The 17052-nt window shown below is 67.6% G+C and carries 11 protein-coding genes; 8 read left to right on the forward strand and 3 right to left on the reverse strand.

Annotation, left to right across the window (positions count from 1 at the left end; translation table 11 throughout):
• The first annotated feature begins 122 nt into the window (after nucleotides 1-122).
• The 6 genes from rpe (at nucleotide 123) to ACO06P_RS13795 (ending at nucleotide 8730) form a co-directional block, all read left to right on the forward strand.
• Nucleotides 123-788, forward strand: coding sequence for a ribulose-phosphate 3-epimerase (gene rpe, locus ACO06P_RS13770; protein ID WP_420345808.1), 666 nt, complete (start codon nucleotides 123-125; stop codon nucleotides 786-788).
• Nucleotides 789-829: 41 nt separating this feature from the next.
• On the forward strand, nucleotides 830-2590 hold the full coding sequence (locus tag ACO06P_RS13775; RefSeq protein WP_420345809.1) for a heparinase II/III family protein: 1761 nt from the start codon (nucleotides 830-832) through the stop codon (nucleotides 2588-2590).
• Between the two features lies 1 nt (nucleotide 2591).
• Nucleotides 2592-3656, forward strand: a complete 1065-nt coding sequence (locus tag ACO06P_RS13780; RefSeq protein ID WP_420345810.1) for an MraY family glycosyltransferase — start codon at nucleotides 2592-2594, stop codon at nucleotides 3654-3656.
• Nucleotides 3657-3752: 96 nt separating this feature from the next.
• Nucleotides 3753-5732 (forward strand): polysaccharide biosynthesis protein, encoded by a 1980-nt coding sequence (locus ACO06P_RS13785; RefSeq protein WP_420345811.1) that lies wholly within the window; start codon nucleotides 3753-3755, stop codon nucleotides 5730-5732.
• A 108-nt stretch (nucleotides 5733-5840) separates the two neighbouring features.
• A complete protein-coding gene (purH, locus tag ACO06P_RS13790) occupies nucleotides 5841-7421 on the forward strand; it encodes a bifunctional phosphoribosylaminoimidazolecarboxamide formyltransferase/IMP cyclohydrolase (RefSeq protein WP_420345812.1) in 1581 nt (526 codons plus the stop codon).
• Nucleotides 7422-7581: 160 nt separating this feature from the next.
• Entirely contained in the window at nucleotides 7582-8730 is a 1149-nt protein-coding gene (locus tag ACO06P_RS13795; protein ID WP_420345813.1) for a response regulator, read from the forward strand.
• Here ACO06P_RS13795 and ACO06P_RS13800 read toward each other — a convergent pair.
• Nucleotides 8696-9583, reverse strand: coding sequence for a LysR substrate-binding domain-containing protein (locus ACO06P_RS13800; protein ID WP_420345814.1), 888 nt, complete (start codon nucleotides 9581-9583; stop codon nucleotides 8696-8698). The genes ACO06P_RS13795 and ACO06P_RS13800 overlap by 35 nt on opposite strands.
• Nucleotides 9584-9784: 201 nt before the next feature.
• Between ACO06P_RS13800 and ACO06P_RS13805 the strand changes: the two genes are divergently transcribed.
• Entirely contained in the window at nucleotides 9785-10060 is a 276-nt protein-coding gene (locus tag ACO06P_RS13805) for a hypothetical protein (protein ID WP_420345815.1), read from the forward strand.
• On the opposite strand, the gene ACO06P_RS13810 is transcribed toward ACO06P_RS13805, so the two are convergent.
• A complete protein-coding gene (locus ACO06P_RS13810) occupies nucleotides 10048-11385 on the reverse strand; it encodes an MFS transporter (protein ID WP_420345816.1) in 1338 nt (445 codons plus the stop codon). The two genes, ACO06P_RS13805 and ACO06P_RS13810, sit on opposite strands and share 13 nt — an antisense overlap.
• A gap of 294 nt (nucleotides 11386-11679) precedes the next feature.
• Between ACO06P_RS13810 and ACO06P_RS13815 the strand changes: the two genes are divergently transcribed.
• A complete protein-coding gene (locus ACO06P_RS13815; RefSeq protein WP_420345817.1) occupies nucleotides 11680-11994 on the forward strand; it encodes a YbjQ family protein in 315 nt (104 codons plus the stop codon).
• Nucleotides 11995-12022: 28 nt separating this feature from the next.
• On the opposite strand, the gene ACO06P_RS13820 is transcribed toward ACO06P_RS13815, so the two are convergent.
• Nucleotides 12023-16906, reverse strand: coding sequence for an NAD-glutamate dehydrogenase (locus ACO06P_RS13820; RefSeq protein WP_420345818.1), 4884 nt, complete (start codon nucleotides 16904-16906; stop codon nucleotides 12023-12025).
• Nucleotides 16907-17052 lie beyond the last annotated feature (146 nt).

Here is a 17052-nt window from a genome sequence, read left to right on the forward strand (position 1 = left end):
GCGGCGCAGCCGGGCCGCTTGCGGCCCCGCCTGCGAACCCTGCTTGCGAGCCCTCCTTGCGAGCCCGGGGCGGGACTGATACCAAGGGGCCGCATCGCAAACCACGCTGGACCCGTGCCTTCATGCAGCAGACCGTCCGGATCGCCCCCTCCATTCTGGCCGCCGATTTCTCCCGCATGGGCGAGGAAGTGCGCGCGGTCACCGAAGCCGGCGCCGACTACATCCATATCGACGTGATGGACGGACACTTCGTGCCGAACATCACCCTCGGCCCGGACATGGTGGCGGCCATCCGCCCCTATTCGGAGCTGGTCTTCGACGTACACCTGATGATCGCCCCGGCGGACCTTTTCATCGAAGACTTCGCCAAGGCGGGGGCGGACATCATCACCGTGCATCCGGAGGCGGGCCCGCACCTGCACCGCACGATCCAGATGATCAAGGGCTTCGGCAAGAAGGCGGGGATTTCGCTCAATCCGGCAACGCCCATCGACGTCATCGACCTGATCATCGACGACATCGACCTGATCCTCTGCATGGGGGTCAATCCCGGCTTCGGCGGTCAGCAGTTCATCCCCTCCACCCTCTCCAAACTGGAGGCGCTGCGCCGCAAGATCGACGCCAGCGGTCGGCGCATCGACCTGGAAGTCGACGGCGGCATCAACATGGACACCGCCTCCCGCGCCGCCTCGGCCGGCGCCGATGTTCTGGTCGCCGGCACCGCCACCTTCAAGGGCGGACCCCAAGCCTACAGTGCGAACATCAGGCGCCTGCGCGGCGAAGCCTGATGGTCGCCGGCAGCCCAGCGGATCGCAACGCGAAGGCTGGCATGACCGCAAGCCGGAAGCGCGACACCGTTGCCGCCGCAGGCGGGCTGCGCGCCCAGGTGGAAGGCTTTCGGCGCTGGCGCATGCTGCCGCGCGCGCTGGCCTGGGCGCGGCTCGGCTATCACCTGCACCGCCCCTTCTTCGCCTTGCCGGAAGCCCCCTGGCACCGGGCCGGCACGCCCCCGGCAAGCCTGGCACTGGTGCCGCCGGACCCCTGGCCCGGCAAGGCCGAGCGCGGACTGGCGATCGTTGAGGACAGCTTCAGCTTTCTCGGCCGCAGTCTGGACAAGCCAGCCCCGCTCTGGGCGCCGCTGGGCATGGAAACGCCCTGGCTGAAGCGCCTGCACGACTTTGCCTGGCTGCGCGACCTGCGGGCCGCCGGCGGCGACGCCCCGCGGCGCAAGGCCCGCAGCCTGGTGGCCGACTGGGTAACGAGCAACCAGAGCTGGTCGCCGGTTGCCTGGGATCCGGTGGTCACCGGGGAGCGCTTGGCCCATTGGTTCAGCCAGTACGAGTTCTTCGCCGCCAGCGCCGAGGTCTCCTTCCGCCAGGAGCTTCTGGCCAGCGCCGGGCGCCAGGCGCGCTACCTCGCAGCCGTCCTGCCGGCCGGGCTCTGCGGCGCCGACCTGATCACGGCGGCCCGCGGCCTCTGCACGGCCGGGCTCTGCCTGCCGCAGGGCGCGGACTGGCTGGAGCAGGGTATGGATCTGCTGCTGCGGGCGCTGGACGAACAACTGCTGGCCGACGGCGGGCAGCGCGAGCGCTCGCCGGCGCGCCTGTTGTCGGTGCTGCGCGCCTGTATCGATCTGCGCGCCGCTCTGCTGGCCGCCGGACACGAGGCCCCCGCCGCCCTGTCAGCGCGCATCGAGGCCATGGTCGCGATCCTGCGCCTGCTGCAGCACGGCGACGGCGGCCTCGCCCTGTTCAACGGCGGCGGCGAGGGCGAGGACCTGCAGATCGACATGGTCCTGCAGCGCGGCGGCGGCAAACAGGTGCAGGTGATGCGGGCGCCGGACAGCGGCTTCGAGCGCCTGCAGGCCGGGCGCAGCCTGGTCCTGGTCGACAGCGGCCGCCCGCCGCCGCCGGGCTACGACGGGGCCGCCCACGCCGGCACACTGAGCTTCGAAATGTCCGTCGGCCGCGAACGCCTGATCGTCAACTGCGGCGCCCAGGCCGGCAGCGACAGCTGGCAGCAGGCCCAGCGCAGCACTGCAGCGCACTCCACCCTGGTGCTCAGCGAAACCAACTCGGCCGCGCTCTTCGCCGGCGGCGGGTTGCTGCGCCGCGCCGAGACCGTGACCTGCCGGCGCGACGAAGACGAAGGCGCGGTCTGGCTGGAGCTGAGCCACGACGGTTATCTGCCGCTCTTCGGCCTGACCCACCGCCGCCGGCTCTATCTCTCCGCCTCCGGCGAAGACCTGCGCGGCGAAGACCGGCTGAGCGGCAAAACCAAGGGCCGCAAGGCCCTGCCCTTCGCCATCCGCTTTCACCTGCATCCCAGGGTCAAGGCGATGCAGGCGCAGGACGGACGCTCGGTTGTTCTGCGCCTGCCGAAGGGCGGCGGCTGGCGTCTGCGGGCGGCTGGCGCCGCCGTGGCCCTGGAGCCGAGCGTTTATCTGGGTGTCCCCGGGCAGGTCCGGCGCTGCCAGCAGATCGTGCTCTCAGGCACCACCGGCGCGCGCGACGGCGGCGCGAGCGGCTGGAACCCGGACGACGCCTGCGTGGTGAAGTGGGCGCTGCAACGCCTTGGGGGCGCAAGCTGAGATGGCGGGGACGACGGTTCCGGTGGCGCTGCTGCTGGGTGCGGCGGCGGTGGTCGCTCTTGCGAGCTGGGCGGCGACCGGCGTGGTGCTGCGGTTGCTGCTGTCCTGGCAGATCTTCGACCGGCCCAACGACCGCAGCAGCCACCGTGTCGCGACGCCGCGCGGCGGCGGCCTGGCGGTCATTCCGGTAGTCGCGCTGGCCTGGATCGCCGGCGCCTTTGTCTTCGCGCCGGTGGCGCCGGGGTTCTGGGTCGTCACCGGCGGTCTGGCGGCCGTGGCGGCGGTATCCTGGCTCGATGACCTGCGCTCGCTGCCCGCATCCCTGCGCTTTGCGGTGCAGATCGTCGCCGTCGCCGCAGCGCTCTGGGGATCAGGCGAAACGCTGCTGGTATTCCAGGGGCTGCTGCCGCCCCTGGCCGACCATCTGCTCGTCGCGCTCCTGTGGGTCTGGTTCATCAATCTCTTCAACTTTATGGATGGGATCGACGGCATTTCGGCGGTGGAAAGCGCGTCGGTGGCCGGCGGGCTGGCGCTCTGCGCGGCGCTCGCCGGGCTCGGCGCGGGCTATATCTTCTGGGCTGCCAGCCTCGCTGCAGCGGCCCTGGGGTTCATTCGTTGGAACTGGTCCCCGGCGCGGATCTTCCTCGGCGATGTCGGTTCGGTCTCCCTGGGTTACCTGTTGGGCTGGCTGCTGATCCTCCTGGCCGCCCAGGGGTTCTGGGCGGCAGCCCTGATCCTGCCGCTCTACTATCTGGCGGATGCCAGTTGGACCCTTGGACGCCGCGCCCTGAAGGGTGAGCCCGTCTGGAAGGCGCATCGCCAGCATTTCTACCAGCGGGCGGTCCAGCGCGGGCACAGCCACGCCGCGGTTTCGACCCGGATACTGATCTGCAACGGGGTTCTCGTGGCGGCGGCGCTGCTGGCGGTGGGCGGCCTGACCTGGCCGGCCCTGGTCCTCGCCTGTCTTGCGGTTGCCGTGCTTCTGTTTATGCTTGCGCATCAGGCACCGCCGGGGGGCGCTGCCGGAAAGCGGCAAGGCACGCGGAACGGCAGCGAGACCGCCTGACGGTGTGGTCGCACTGCCAAGATGATCGGATTGGCGATCGGATCGGCCAGAAGGCGGGTGGCAGTCCGCCAGGGGCAGCGGCCCGTCAAGAGGCAGATGACCGATAAGGGGAAGCCGGAAACCGTTATGAAGCTGGGCTCTACCAGATTCCCGCGGCAGCTCGTCGCCTTCCTCCATGACCTCTTTATGGCCGCCGCCGCATTCCTGATTGCGCTGTTCCTGCGCATGGGCGATGGCGCCTGGGAGTCGTTCACCACCAGCCTGTGGGAGCCGATGCTGCTGTTCACCGCGATCTGCGGTCTGGTGTTCCTGACGACCGGGCTCTATCGCGGGATCTGGCGCTATGCCTCGATGAACGACCTCGTCGCCATCGTAAAGGCCGTGACCCTGGCGCTGGCGGTCTTTCTTCCGGTGACCTTCCTCATCACCCGGCTGGACGACCTGCCGCGGTCCTGGTTGTTGATCAGCTGGTTCGTGCTGGTCTTCCTGCTGGGCGCGCCGCGCATGCTCTATCGCGTTTTCAAGGACCAGGGCTTTCGCCATCTGATGGAGCGCGACCGCCACCGCCGGGTGCCGGTGCTGCTGGTGGGCGCCGGCGATGCGGCGGAAACCTTCATCCGCGAAATGGCCCGCGACCGCGACGGGCCCTTCGAGGTGCTGGGTGTGATCGACGAAAAGGGCACCCGCACCGGCCGCAACATCCACAGCGTGAAGGTGCTGGGCGATCTGGACGACCTGCCGTCGGTGTTTCACAGACTGGCCCGGCGCGAACGCAAGCCCCAGCGCCTGATCCTGACCAAGCCGCTGACCCGTGAAGAGGTGGAGACCGTCCTGGGCTACGCCGATGACGAAGGAGCCACCGTGGCCCGCCTGCCCCGGCTGACCGACTTCAGCGGCGGCGTCGAAGATCGCCTGCACATCCGTCCGATCGCCATCGAGGATCTTCTGGGACGCACCCAGACCAAGCTGGACCGGCCGGCGATGGAGAAGCTGATCCGTGGCCGCCGGGTGCTGGTGAGCGGCGCCGGCGGCTCCATCGGCGCCGAACTGACACGCCAGGTCGCCGCCCTGGGGCCGGCCCAGCTCACGCTCTTCGACAGCTCGGAGTTCAATCTCTACAGCATCGACATGGAGCTTGCCGAACGCTTCCCCGACGTTCCGCGCCTCGCCCTGATCGGCGACGTGCGCGATGCGCAGCGCGTCGACCGGCTGCTGGACGAAGCCGCCCCCGACCTGGTGTTTCACGCCGCCGCGCTGAAGCATGTGCCCCTGGTGGAGCACAACCCCGTGGAAGGCATTCACACCAACGTCCTCGGCACTCGCAACATGGCGGAGGCCTGCCGCCGCAGCGGCGTCGCCACCATGGTGCTGATTTCGACCGACAAGGCGATCAATCCACCCAACGTGATGGGGGCGAGCAAACGTCTGGCGGAAAGCTACTGCCAGGCGCTCGACCTGCTGCGCCAGAGCAGCGGCCAGGGTACCCGTTTCGTCACCGTGCGGTTCGGCAACGTGCTCGGCTCGACAGGATCGGTGGTGCCGCTATTCCAGCGCCAGCTCGCGAACGGCGGCCCTCTGACCGTGACCGATCCGGAAATGACGCGCTACTTCATGACCATCCGCGAGGCCGTCGAACTGGTTCTGCAGGCTTCGGCCCTGGGCAACGACGGTCCGCCCGAAGAAGCCGGGCGCATCTATGTGCTGGACATGGGCGAGCCGGTGAAGATCGTCGACCTGGCGCATCAGATGATCCGGCTTTCCGGCCTGCGTCCCGACAAGGATATCCAGATCGTCTTCACCGGACTGCGCCCTGGCGAGAAGATGCACGAAGAGCTTTTCCACGACGGCGAACCGCTGATCCCGACCAGCCATCCGGGCCTGCATCAGGCGGCGCCGCGAACCGCCGATGCGGAGTTGCTGAGCCGCAGCCTGGAGGACCTTGCGCGGCTGGTCGCCGAAGGCAAGCAGGCGGAAACCGTAAAGGCGCTGCGCCGGCTGGTGCCGGAGTTCTCCGGCGAGGGCGCCGGGCTGGCTGCCGATGACCGCGAAAGCAAAAGCGCCGCCGCCGCGTCTTGACGCCCGGCCCGGCGCCACCTAGTACCGAAGCCTCCTGCAGCGAAGATCCTCTGCCCCGGATCTTCGCGCCACCGCTTTCGCCAACCGCCTGCCCGGAGCCTTCCGCCCATGCCCCTCGACACGCCCGTCACGGTAAAGCGCGCCCTCATCTCCGTCTCCGACAAATCCGGCCTCGTCGCCTTTGGACGCTTTCTCAGCGAAGGGGGCGTCGAGATCCTCTCGACCGGGGGCTCGGCGCGGACTCTCGCCGAGGCCGGAGTCCCGGTCGTCGAGGTGGCGGCGCACACGGGCTTTCCGGAAATCATGGACGGGCGGGTGAAGACCCTGCATCCGAAGATTCACGGCGGCATCCTGGCGCGGCGCGATCTGCCGGACCATCTGGCGGCCATGGAGGCGCATGGGATCGCCGGCATCGACATGGTGGTTTCCAACCTCTACCCCTTCGAGGCGACTCTGGCCTCCGGCGCCGACTTCGACACCTGTGTCGAGAACATCGACATCGGCGGCCCGGCGATGGTGCGCGCCGCCGCCAAGAACCACGACTTCGTCGCCATCGTCACCGACCCGGGCGACTATGCGGCGATCGAGGCGGAAATGCGCGAGCGGGACGGTGCGGTCTCGGCCGGGCTGCGGCGGCGCCTGGCGATGACGGCCTTCGCCCACACCGCGACCTATGATTCCATGATCGCCCGCTGGCTGGCGGACGAGGAGGGGGAAACCTTCCCCGGCCGCCTCACCTCGGCCGGCGTGCTGAAGCAGACGCTGCGCTACGGCGAAAACCCGCACCAGAACGCGGCAGTCTATCTTCAGGGCCCGGCGCGCCCGGGAGTCGCCAGCGCCGAGCAGCTGCAGGGCAAGGAGCTCAGCTACAACAATCTGAACGACACCAACGCCGCCTTCGAACTGGTCAGCGAGTTCGACGCCCCGACCGTCGCCATCATCAAACACGCCAACCCCTGCGGCGTCGCCAGCCGGGAAGAGTTGGCCGCCGCCTACGGCGAGGCGCTGGCCTGCGATCCGGTCAGCGCCTTCGGCGGCATCATCGCGGTCAACCGCAGCCTGGACGCCGCAACCGCCGAGGAGGTCGCCAAGCTCTTCGCCGAGGTGGTGATCGCTCCCGCGGTCGACGACGACGCCCGCGAGGTTCTGGCCGCCAAGAAGAACCTGCGGCTGCTGATCACCGGCGCCATGGCCGATCCCGCCGCGCCGGGCGTGGTGACGACGCCGCTGGCCGGCGGCTTCCTGGCGCAAAGCCGCGACAACGGACGCATCGCGGCCGAAGATCTGAAGATCGTCACGCGGCGCGCGCCCAGCGCGCGCGAAATGTCGGACATGCTTTTCGCCTTTCGCGTGGCCAAGCACGTGAAGTCCAACGCCATCGTCTATGCCCGCGACGGTGCAACCGTCGGCATCGGTGCGGGGCAGATGAGCCGCGTCGACTCCTCGCGCATCGCCGCCTGGAAAGCGCGCGAGGCCGCCGGCGAAGGCGCGGCGCCAAAAACCGAGGGCGCAGCGGTTGCATCCGACGCGTTCTTCCCGTTTGCCGACGGCCTGCTGGCGGCGGCCGAGGCCGGGGCGACGGCGGTGATCCAGCCCGGCGGCTCGATGCGCGACGACGAGGTGATCGCCGCCGCCGATGAGGCGGGCCTCGCCATGGCCTTCACCGGCATGCGGCACTTCCGCCACTGACATCCCTGGCCGCCGCGGCGGCATGGCGCTGGCCACCACCATGACCGATCGCTTATAAATTGTAGGCAATTGTTCACTAATTGCGCGTAACGTCGTTTCGGCATACGACAGCAACCAGCACCCCTTCAAAGGGTGCGGCGACAGGCGGCATTGGGGGCCCATGCTGAAGCTGAACTGGGAAAACGTCACCGTCATGGTGGTCGACGACAACTCGTTCATGCGCAACCTGATCGTCACCACGCTGCGGACCCTGGGCATTGCCGAAGTCGTCGCCCTGTCGAGCGCGACCGCGGCCATCGAAGCCTTGCGCATGAGCCGCAAGAACCCGGTTCAAGCCGGCATCGGCACCATCGATATCGTGCTGTCGGACTTTGTGATGTCACAGGTGGATGGCGCGCTGTTCCTGCGCTGGATCCGCACCAGCCGCCAGGCACCGGACCGTTTCGTGCCCTTCCTGATGGTTTCCGGCGCCGCCGATCAGGATGTCGTCGAGTCCGCCCGCGACGCCGGGGTCACCGAGTTCCTGGCCAAACCCTTTTCGGCCAAGTCGATCGCCGACAGAGTTCTGGAGGTCATCAAGAACCCGCGGCAGTTCGTCCTGGCGCCCGGATACTTCGGGCCGGACAGGCGCCGGCAGGACCGGCTCGTCGATTGGGGAGAGTCTTACGACGACCGCTCGAAGCTTCAGACCGAACGCCGGGTGACCAAGGCCTCGGAGATCCAGGTCATTCACGCCCGCTCCAACATCCGAACGCTGCGCGATGACGTGCGGGCGATCTACTTCCGCCCGGCGAACAAGCTGCGCGACAAGCTGGGCCCCAACGCGCTGCGCGGCCAGATCGATTTCGACCCGCTGGTCATCCAGGCCGCCGAGGAGCGCATACAGGACATGGTCGGCGACTATTCCACCTGGGTGCGCGACTATCTGGAGTCGATGAGTGCATCCTTCCAGGCCCTGCGCGAAGGGACCGAGGAGTCAACGCGCCACGTCCTCAACATCAACCAGATCGCCCACGAGCTGCGCGGCCAGGGGGGGATCTTCGACTATCCCCTGATTACCGCGTTCGGCAAAACGCTCTACGAAGCCACCATCGACACCAACGCGCGGATCAGCGCCCACCGCCTCGAACTCATCGAGGCCCACATCGACGCCATGCGCCTGGTGTTCACCCAGCGCGTCCGCGGCCATGGGGGCGAGGTCGGCGCCGCTCTGCTGAAAGACATCGAGCGTGCGGTGAAGAAGTACGGCGAATCAGGGCAGCGCACCAAGGCGCCTAATCCGCAAAGCGCTCCACCAGAAAATCGATGAAGCAGCGCACCCTTGCGGAGAGATGCCGCCCCGGCGGATAGACCACCTGGATGGCGCTGTCCGGCCAGTGGTAATCCGGCAGCACGCGATGCAGACGGCCGGCCTTGAGATCGGGACCGATCAGCCACAGCGGCAGCAGCACCATGCCGATGCCGGCCAGAGCCGCGCCGCGCAGCATCATCGGGTTGTTGGTCTCTAGGGTCCCGCCGACGGTGACCACCGTTTCGCTTCCGGCATCGTCGACCAGATGCCAGTCGTGGCGCTGCGCCCGATAGGTGTAGACCAGACAGTTGTGGGCGGCGAGGTCGGCCGGGCTCTGCGGCGGGGCAACGCCGTCGAAGTATCCGGGCGCCGCCGCCAGCACCCGTCGGTTGGCCGCCAGGCGGCGGCCGATGAGGCTGGAGTCGCTGAGGTCACCGATCCTGAGCGCAACGTCGAAGCCCTCTTCCACCATGTCCACGAAGCGGTCGTTGAGGTCGATTTCCAGCGCCACCTCCGGGTAGCGCGCGTAGAAGGCGGGCAGCACCGGCAGCAGGTGAATGACCCCGAAGCCGGACGGCATGGTGACCCGCAGGCGGCCCCGCGGCACGGCGCGCAGGCTGGAGATCGAGGCCGCAGCATCGTCCAGGTCGGCGAGGATGCGGCTGGCCCGCTCGTAGAAGGCCGCCCCCTCCTCCGTCAGACTGAGCCGCCGGGTGGTGCGGTTGAACAGCCGCACGGCGAGGCTGTCCTCCAGCCGACCGATCTGCTTGCTGACCGCCGAGGGCGTGAGGTCCAGGGCCCGCGCCGCCGCGGAAAAGCTGCCCTCGCGCACCGTCCGCACGAAGATGGGAAGTCCATCCAGGCTGTCCATGGCCCCTCACTTGATCCTCTATGGAACAAATCCTATGCCATTTATGGGGATTATCGCAAATGAGGAACGGATATAGGGTCCATGCAAGGCTGTCCAAGGGGTCCCGCCCGTCACCCACAGCCCCCCGGAACCTAAAGCCCCCGGAACCCAAAGCCCCCGGAAACCACGACCCACGGAACCTAAAGCCCAGGAGTCACAGATATGAGCCCGATGTCTCCCACGACCGCTTCCGCTCCGCATTCTCCTGCCGGCACGGCGCAGCGCACCGCCGCCCAGCCCCTCCTCGGGCAGACTGCCCGGCCCCGCAGCGCGGTGACCGAGGCGCAGATCGCCCGGGCCATCGCCCGCGGCCGGCGTCTGCAGGGCGAAGCGATGCGCGCGATCTTCGGCGAAGCGTTCCGCCGGGTCCTGCATCCCTTCGAGGCCCCGCAAAGCCGGCGCGCAGCGCCCTGCGGCGACCGGCCTCAGCCCTGCTGAGACCCGGCGTTCCCGTCGGCCTGGGGGTCGCGGATGGGCCAGAGCAGCACCAGGCCCGCCAGGAAGAAAACCAGGATGGTCGCCATGCCGGCGCGCTGGCTGTCGGCCATGACGGTGACCCAGCCGACCAGGGCCGGGCCCAGAAAGGCGGTCGCCTTGCCTGAAAGCGCGTAGAGCCCGAAGAACTCGGCACGCAGTTCGGGCGGCGCGATGCGCGCCATGAAGGAACGGCTGGCGGTCTGCGCCGGGCCGATGAAGACGCCGATGCCGCAGCCCAGCAGGTAGAACCAGAGCTTGCCGTCGACCAGCAGGATGGCCGCGCCGAGCACCGTCAGGGCTGCGACCGAGACCAGGATCGTTGCCTTGGCGCCGACGAGATCGTCGAACCAGGCAAAGCCGAAGGCGCCGATGCCGGCAGCGACGTTCAGCAGAATCCCGAAGATCAGGATCTCCTCGAAGCTCATGCCGAAGGTGCCGGCGGCGTAGATCCCGCCGAAGGCGAAGAGGGTGTTCAGCCCGTCGGTGTAGAGCATGCGGGCCAGCAGGAAGCGTCCGGTCTGGCCGTGGCTGGGAAGCTGGCGCAGGGTCTGCCAGAGGCTCTTCAGGCCGGCGCGCACGGCCCCGGCGGGCCGGAAGGGGCGGCGCTCCTCCCGGGCCAGGAGAAAAAGCGGTATCGCGAAGACGGCGAACCACAGACCGACGAAGGGCCCGGTGATGCGCACCTCCTCCGAGGCTGTCTTGTCGAGACCGAAGAGCGGCACCTCCGGCATGACGAAGAGAACGAGACAGAGCCCCAGGCACACCAGCCCGCCGGCGTAACCCAGGCCGCCGGCCCAGCCGGACAGGCGGCCGACGTGGCTGGACGGCGCCACGTCCGGCAGCATGGCGTTGTAGAAGACGTGGCCGAACTCGAAGGCGGCATTGCCGATCGCCACCAGCAGCAGCGCCGGCAGAATGAAGCGCGGATCGGGTTCGATCCACCAGAGCCCCAAAGCCGCCAGGACCGAAAGCATGGTAAAGAAGGCGATCCAGGGCTTGCGCCCGCCGCCCTGGTCGGCGATCGCGCCCAGGACCGGCGCCAGCGCCGCCAGCACCAGCCCGGAGATGCTGAGCGCCGCCCCCCACTGGCCGGTGCCGATCTCCACCGTCTCGGCGACACCTTGCGTAAAGTAGGCGGCAAAGACGAAGGTGACGATAACCGTGGGATAGGAGGAGTTGGCCCAGTCGTAGAAACACCAGGCAATTGCGGCGCTGCGCCGGCCCTGCCAGGTCTGACCCTGGCCCGGAGAGCCGCCGCTGCCGGGTCGTTCTGGATCGCCGGCCATCGCTGCCCTCCCCCTCCTTCGCGCTTCCGCACCAGAGCAGATCCGGGACTTACGGCAGCACCGGAGGCGCTCCATCAACCCGGTGACTCTGCCCCAACTCCTAGAAACAGAGCGGATTCATATGTTTAGACGCAGACACGAGATGCTGTCGCCCTCACAGGGTCCGCTCTAGCAGCTTTCCGTGAGCGGCTCAAGCTGTGTAGGTTGACGGCGTCCCGGCCCCGTCAGGCCCCCCACAGAGCAACCCTTAGAGCAGCCCTTCACGAAGATCCGGAGAAAAGGAGTTTCCGCGCCATGCTGATCGTCACCACCGATGCCATCGAAGGCAGGAAGGTCGTGGAGTATCTGGGCATCGTCTCAGGTGACGCCATTGTCGGCGCCAACATCTTTCGCGATGTCTTCGCCAGGGTTCGCGACGTCGTGGGCGGACGCGCCGGCGGCTACGAGAAGGCGCTGAAAGGCGCCAAGGAAGGCGCCCTGGAGGACATGGTGGAAGAGGCCAGGGCGCGGGGCGCCGACGCGGTGATCGCGGTCGACCTGGATTACGAGGTGGTTGGCGAGTCCATGCTGATGGTCTCCGCCAACGGCACGGCGGTGAAGCTTAGCTGACGCCGCCGTCCGGCGCGCAAAGCGGCAGCTAGCCGGAGACCATCGACTTCAGCTGCCGGTTCGCCACCGCCAGCATGGCGAAGTCAGGCGCACCGGACGACTTCAGCTCCTCCAGCAGCTGATCGGTGCGGCTCACCAGCGGCGCGCGCCTGGCCGACCACTTGTCGATCACCTTGGTGGTGGCCATCGCCGTGGCGCGCTTGCCCGCGCTGTTGCCGTTGAGCACGCGCGACGTGAGCTCGCTCTGGTGACCGTAGAAGTCGTCGATGATCGCCGTGACCGCCAGCTTGTCCCAGGCGGTATCGGTCGGCAGGCTGCCGGCCGAGCGGCGCAGCCAATCGAAGCCGAAGCGCTCGCCGATGGTGAAGTAGGCCTCGGCCACCTTTTCGACAGGCAACTTCAGGGCGCCGGCAATGCGCACGATGTCGCAGACCGGCGCCAGGAACTGCAGGCTGGCGATCCGCTGGGCCAGGGCCTTGGGCGCGCCCTGCTCGACAAGCTGGCGGCTGCGCTCGGTCAGGTAGCCCCGGTCCGTCGCCGAGAGCAGGCTTTCGATGCGGCCGATGAGGGCGCCCACGCCGGCGCCGTAGTTCTCGATCTCCGTTGCGATGTCGAGCCCGGGCCCGACCTCGCGCAGGAACCACACCGCCTCGCGCTCGATGAGCCGGCCGCTTTCGACCAGCATGCGCGCCTGCAACAGGGCGGGGGCCTTGTTGTCCAGCGCCTCGATCTCACCCCAGAGATCGCGCATGCCGAAGATCTCCCGCGCCACCACATAGGCGCGAACCACGTCGGCCGGGGCCATGCCGGTCTTCTCGCGCACCTCATGCACGAAGTTGATGCCGACCCGGTTCACGAGATCGTTGCTGACAACGGTGACGACGATCTCGCGCTTCAGGCGGTGGCGCTCGATCTCCTTGCCATAGGGGTCCTGCAGCGGTTTGGGGAAGTAAGCCGTCAGATCGTCGGCGAAGTAGGGATCGTCCGGCAGGTCGGACTCGAGAAGCTCGTCGTAGAGCACCAGCTTGGAATAGGAGAGCAGCACCGCCACCTCCGGTCTGGTGAGGCCCTCGCCGCGCTTCATGCGTTCCAGCACCACCTCGTCGTCGGGCAGGAATTCGATATCGCGGTCCAGCTGGCCGTCCTTTTCCAGCGCGCGCATGAAACGGGCGAAGCGATCCAGCAGATGGCCGCCCAGTTCGTGGGTCACGGTGATCGCCTGGCTCTGCAGATAGTTGTCGCGCAGACACTGTTCGGCGACCTCGTCGGTCATCTTCTCCAGCAGCCGGTCGCGCTGCTTGCGGGTCATGTTCCCGGCCGTCTCGACGGTGCCGAGGAGGATCTTGATGTTGACCTCGTGGTCGGAACAGTCGACGCCTGCGGAGTTGTCGATGAAGTCGGTGTTGCTGCGCCCACCGGCCTCGCCGTACTCAATGCGGCCGAGCTGGGTGACGCCCAGATTGGCCCCCTCGCCGATCACCTTGGCCCCGGCCTGCTTGCCGTTGATGCGGATGGCATCGTTGGCACGGTCCCCGACGTCCAGGTCGCTTTCGTCTTCCGACTTCACGTAGGTGCCGATGCCGCCGAACCAGAGCAGCTCCACATCGGCCAGCAGCATCGCGCGGATCAGCTCGTTGGGCGTGACGCTGTCCTTGGCGATGCCGAAGAGCTTCTTCATCGGCGCAGAGACGGGGATCGACTTGGCGCTGCGCTCGAAGATGCCGCCGCCTTTCGAGATGAGGTCCTCGTTGTAGTCGGTCCAGGCGGAGCGTGGCAGACCGAAGAGGCGCTTACGCTCCTGCCAGCTGCGCGCCGCGTCGGGCGCCGGGTCGACGAAGATGTGCATATGGTTGAAGGCGCCGACCAGGCGGATGTGCTTGGACAGCAGCATGCCGTTGCCGAAGACGTCGCCGGACATGTCGCCGCAGCCGATGCAGGTGAAGTCCTCGGTCTGAATGTCCTTGCCGATTTCGCGGAAGTGGCGTTTCACGGACTCCCAGGCGCCGCGCGCGGTGATGCCCATTTTCTTGTGGTCGTAACCCGCCGAACCGCCGGAGGCGAAGGCGTCGTCGAGCCAGAAGCCATAGTCGGCGGAAACGCCGTTGGCGATGTCGGAGAAGGTGGCCGTTCCCTTGTCGGCGGCGACCACGAGATAGGGGTCGTCGCCGTCATAGCGCCGCACGTCCTTCGGCGCGATGACGCGGCCGCGCTTCAGGTTGTCGGTGATGTCCAGAAGGCCGCGGATAAAGGTTTTGTAGCACTCGACCCCGGCGGCCAGGAACGCGTCGCGCCCGGCCTCGGCCGGCGGCGGCGTCTTCATCACGAAGCCGCCCTTGGAGCCGACCGGAACGATGACCGTGTTCTTCACCTGCTGCGCCTTGACGAGGCCCAGCACCTCGGTGCGGAAATCCTCCTGCCGGTCCGACCATCTGAGGCCGCCGCGCGCGACCATGCCGAAGCGCAGATGCACGCCTTCGACCGCCGGGCTGTAGACGAAGATCTCCCGCAGCGGCTGGGGCTGGGGCAGCTCTTCGATGGCGCGGGAATCGAACTTGAAGGAGCAGTAGACCTTCTCGCCCCCTTCTTTGCCGCCACCGGCGGCCGCCGGCTGGAAGAAGTTGGTGCGCAGCGTCGAGAGGATGAGGTTCAGATAGCGCCGGATGATGCGGTCCTCGTCCAGGTTCGACACCTGGTCGAGCAGACCCTGGATCGCCTTGACGATGCGCTTGCTCTCGCGCTCGCCGGTCTTGGCCTTCGCCGGATCGAAGCGGGCCAGGAAGAGGTCGACCAGAAGCCGGGTCAGCTTCGGATTGCGGACCAGCGTGGCCTCCATGTAGGCCTGGCTGAAGGGGATGCGCGCCTGGCGAAGATACTTGCAATAGGCGCGCAGGATGATCACCTCCCGCGCCGTCAACCCGGCATGGAGCACCAGCTTGTTGAAGCCGTCGTTCTCCATGCGGCCGTGCCAAACCCGCTGAAAGGCATCGTGGAAGGCATCGCGCACCGGCTCCAGGTCGATGGCCGCCTGCCCTTCGGCGATCATGTCGAAGTCGTGCATCCAGACCGGCTCCTTGCGGTCCATCACGTCGATGTCGTAGGGCACCTCGCCGATCACCTTGAGGCCCATGTTCTCCAACATCGGCAGGATGTCGGACAGCGGTACGGGCTTGTCGAGAATGTAGATCTTGAAATGCAGCAGTTCCGGCGGGCCGCCTTCGGGACGGTAGAGATTCATCGCCAGATCGTCGTTCTCGATGGCCTCTTCGATGCGGTCGATGTCGAAGACGGCGGTCGCCGAGTCGTAGTGGCGCTGATAGCTCGGCGGGAAGGCGCGCTCGAAGCGGCGCAGCCGGCGGATTCCGCGCTGCTCGCCGTACTCCGCGACCAGGGCCTCTTCCAGGAGGTCGCTCCAGGAGCGCGAGGCCTGAACGAGATCCTCTTCCAGCTTCTCGAGGTTGACAGGCGGGACCTTGCCCGGAGTCGTTTTGATGATGAGGTGCAGGCGCGCCAGAACCTCGTCGCCCAGGTGGGTCGAAAAGGCCGCGCAGTGCCCGTCAAAGGCGTCCGAGAGCAGGTCCTGCATGCGGCGCCGGAGGCTGGTGTCGTAGCGGTCGCGCGGCACGTAGACCATGCAGGAGACAAAGCGCTCGAAGGGGTCCCGGCGGATGAAGAGCGCCGTGCGCTGACGCTCCTGCAAGTGCAGGACGCCGGTTGCGATGGTGCCCAGTTCGTCGGTCGGGATCTGAAAGAGTTCGTCGCGCGGATAGGTTTCCAGGATGTGCATCAGCGCCTTGCCGTCATGGCTGCGCGGCGCAAAGCCGGAGCGCTTCATCGCTACGTCGATCTTCTGGCGCAGCAGCGGGATGACGCTGGGCGACCGCGAGTAGGCCACCGAGGTGAAGAGGCCGGCGAAGAGCCGCTCGCCGATAACGTTGCCCTTGTTGTCGAACTTCTTGATGGCGACGGTGTCCAGGTGGACCGAGCGGTGCACCGTGCTGCGCCGGTTGCCCTTGGTGATGCGGAGCAGCTGCGGCTTGCGCACGAAATCGCGCACCTCCGGCGGCAGCTTGCCGAGGTTGCGCAGCGCATCGAAGACCCTTACTTCCGGGTCCCGCAGAACGCCCAGGCCGCTTTGCTTGTCGATCCGCGTTACCGCATCGCCGCCACGGCCGTGGAAGGTGAACTCGCGGTAGCCGAGGAAAGTGAAGTGGTCGTCGTTCATCCACCTCAGAAACTCCAGGCCCTCGGAAATCTCGCCCACCGGCAGCATCGGCGGCGAGGTCTCCAGCTCGGTGATCACCTCGGCGCAGCGCTCGCGCATGCTCGGCCAGTCCTCGACCGCCGCGCGGACGTCGGCGAGCACCGCTGCGACACCGGCCGCAATCTCGGCCAGCCGCTCGGCAGGCTGCTCGCTGATCTGAATCTGCATGACCGACTCGCTGCTCGGCGCCACCGAGCCCGGTGTCGCCGTCGCCTTCACATCGGCCAGCTGCAGAAGCCTGCCGCTGTCGTTGCGCCGCAGCGCCATGATCGGATGGATCACGAGGCGCACCTCGGCGTCACGGCGGTTGATTTCCGCCGTCACCGAATCCACCAGGAACGGCATATCGTCGTTGATGATCTCGATGACGCTGTGCGCCGATTCCCAGCCGTCGGCCTTCCGCTCGGGGTTATAGGCGTGAACCAGGGCCTTGCCAGGAACGCGGTTCTGGAAACGGCTCCAGAGCGCGAGAACGCCGCCGGCCAGGTTGGCCGGCGTTTCCCCGCGCAAATCGCTGGGCGGAACGTTGGCGAAGAACTGCTGGGCGAAAGCCTCGGCGTTCTTGGATTTCCTGGCCCCCAGGCGCTTGCGTGCAGCCTGCAAGACCTGGCTGATCAAACGGGACCGGCCTTGTGCGCTGGTGTCGGCCATAGCGTATTCCCCCTGCCGCGAAAGCTTCGTCGTCTCTTGTCGCAAGCGGCCACCATGGCCGCCCAAACCGCCTGTTCTCCATCGCGCGGTCCGGGCCGCGGATGTGAACGCACAGACTAGAAGCTAAACCAATAACCCCGAAAAGG

The sequence above is a fragment of the Pelagibius sp. genome (assembly GCF_965227505.1).
In the GTDB taxonomy this organism is placed as follows: domain Bacteria; phylum Pseudomonadota; class Alphaproteobacteria; order Kiloniellales; family Kiloniellaceae; genus Pelagibius.

Coding starts and splice junctions, on each gene's coding strand:
- rpe (WP_420345808.1), top strand. CDS start 123: ATGCAGCAGACCGTCCGGATCGCCCCCTCCATTCTGGCCGCCGATTTC.
- ACO06P_RS13775 (WP_420345809.1), top strand. CDS start 830: ATGACCGCAAGCCGGAAGCGCGACACCGTTGCCGCCGCAGGCGGGCTG.
- ACO06P_RS13780 (WP_420345810.1), top strand. CDS start 2,592: ATGGCGGGGACGACGGTTCCGGTGGCGCTGCTGCTGGGTGCGGCGGCG.
- ACO06P_RS13785 (WP_420345811.1), top strand. CDS start 3,753: ATGACCGATAAGGGGAAGCCGGAAACCGTTATGAAGCTGGGCTCTACC.
- purH (WP_420345812.1), top strand. CDS start 5,841: ATGCCCCTCGACACGCCCGTCACGGTAAAGCGCGCCCTCATCTCCGTC.
- ACO06P_RS13795 (WP_420345813.1), top strand. CDS start 7,582: ATGCTGAAGCTGAACTGGGAAAACGTCACCGTCATGGTGGTCGACGAC.
- ACO06P_RS13800 (WP_420345814.1), bottom strand. CDS start 9,583: ATGGACAGCCTGGATGGACTTCCCATCTTCGTGCGGACGGTGCGCGAG.
- ACO06P_RS13805 (WP_420345815.1), top strand. CDS start 9,785: ATGAGCCCGATGTCTCCCACGACCGCTTCCGCTCCGCATTCTCCTGCC.
- ACO06P_RS13810 (WP_420345816.1), bottom strand. CDS start 11,385: ATGGCCGGCGATCCAGAACGACCCGGCAGCGGCGGCTCTCCGGGCCAG.
- ACO06P_RS13815 (WP_420345817.1), top strand. CDS start 11,680: ATGCTGATCGTCACCACCGATGCCATCGAAGGCAGGAAGGTCGTGGAG.
- ACO06P_RS13820 (WP_420345818.1), bottom strand. CDS start 16,906: ATGGCCGACACCAGCGCACAAGGCCGGTCCCGTTTGATCAGCCAGGTC.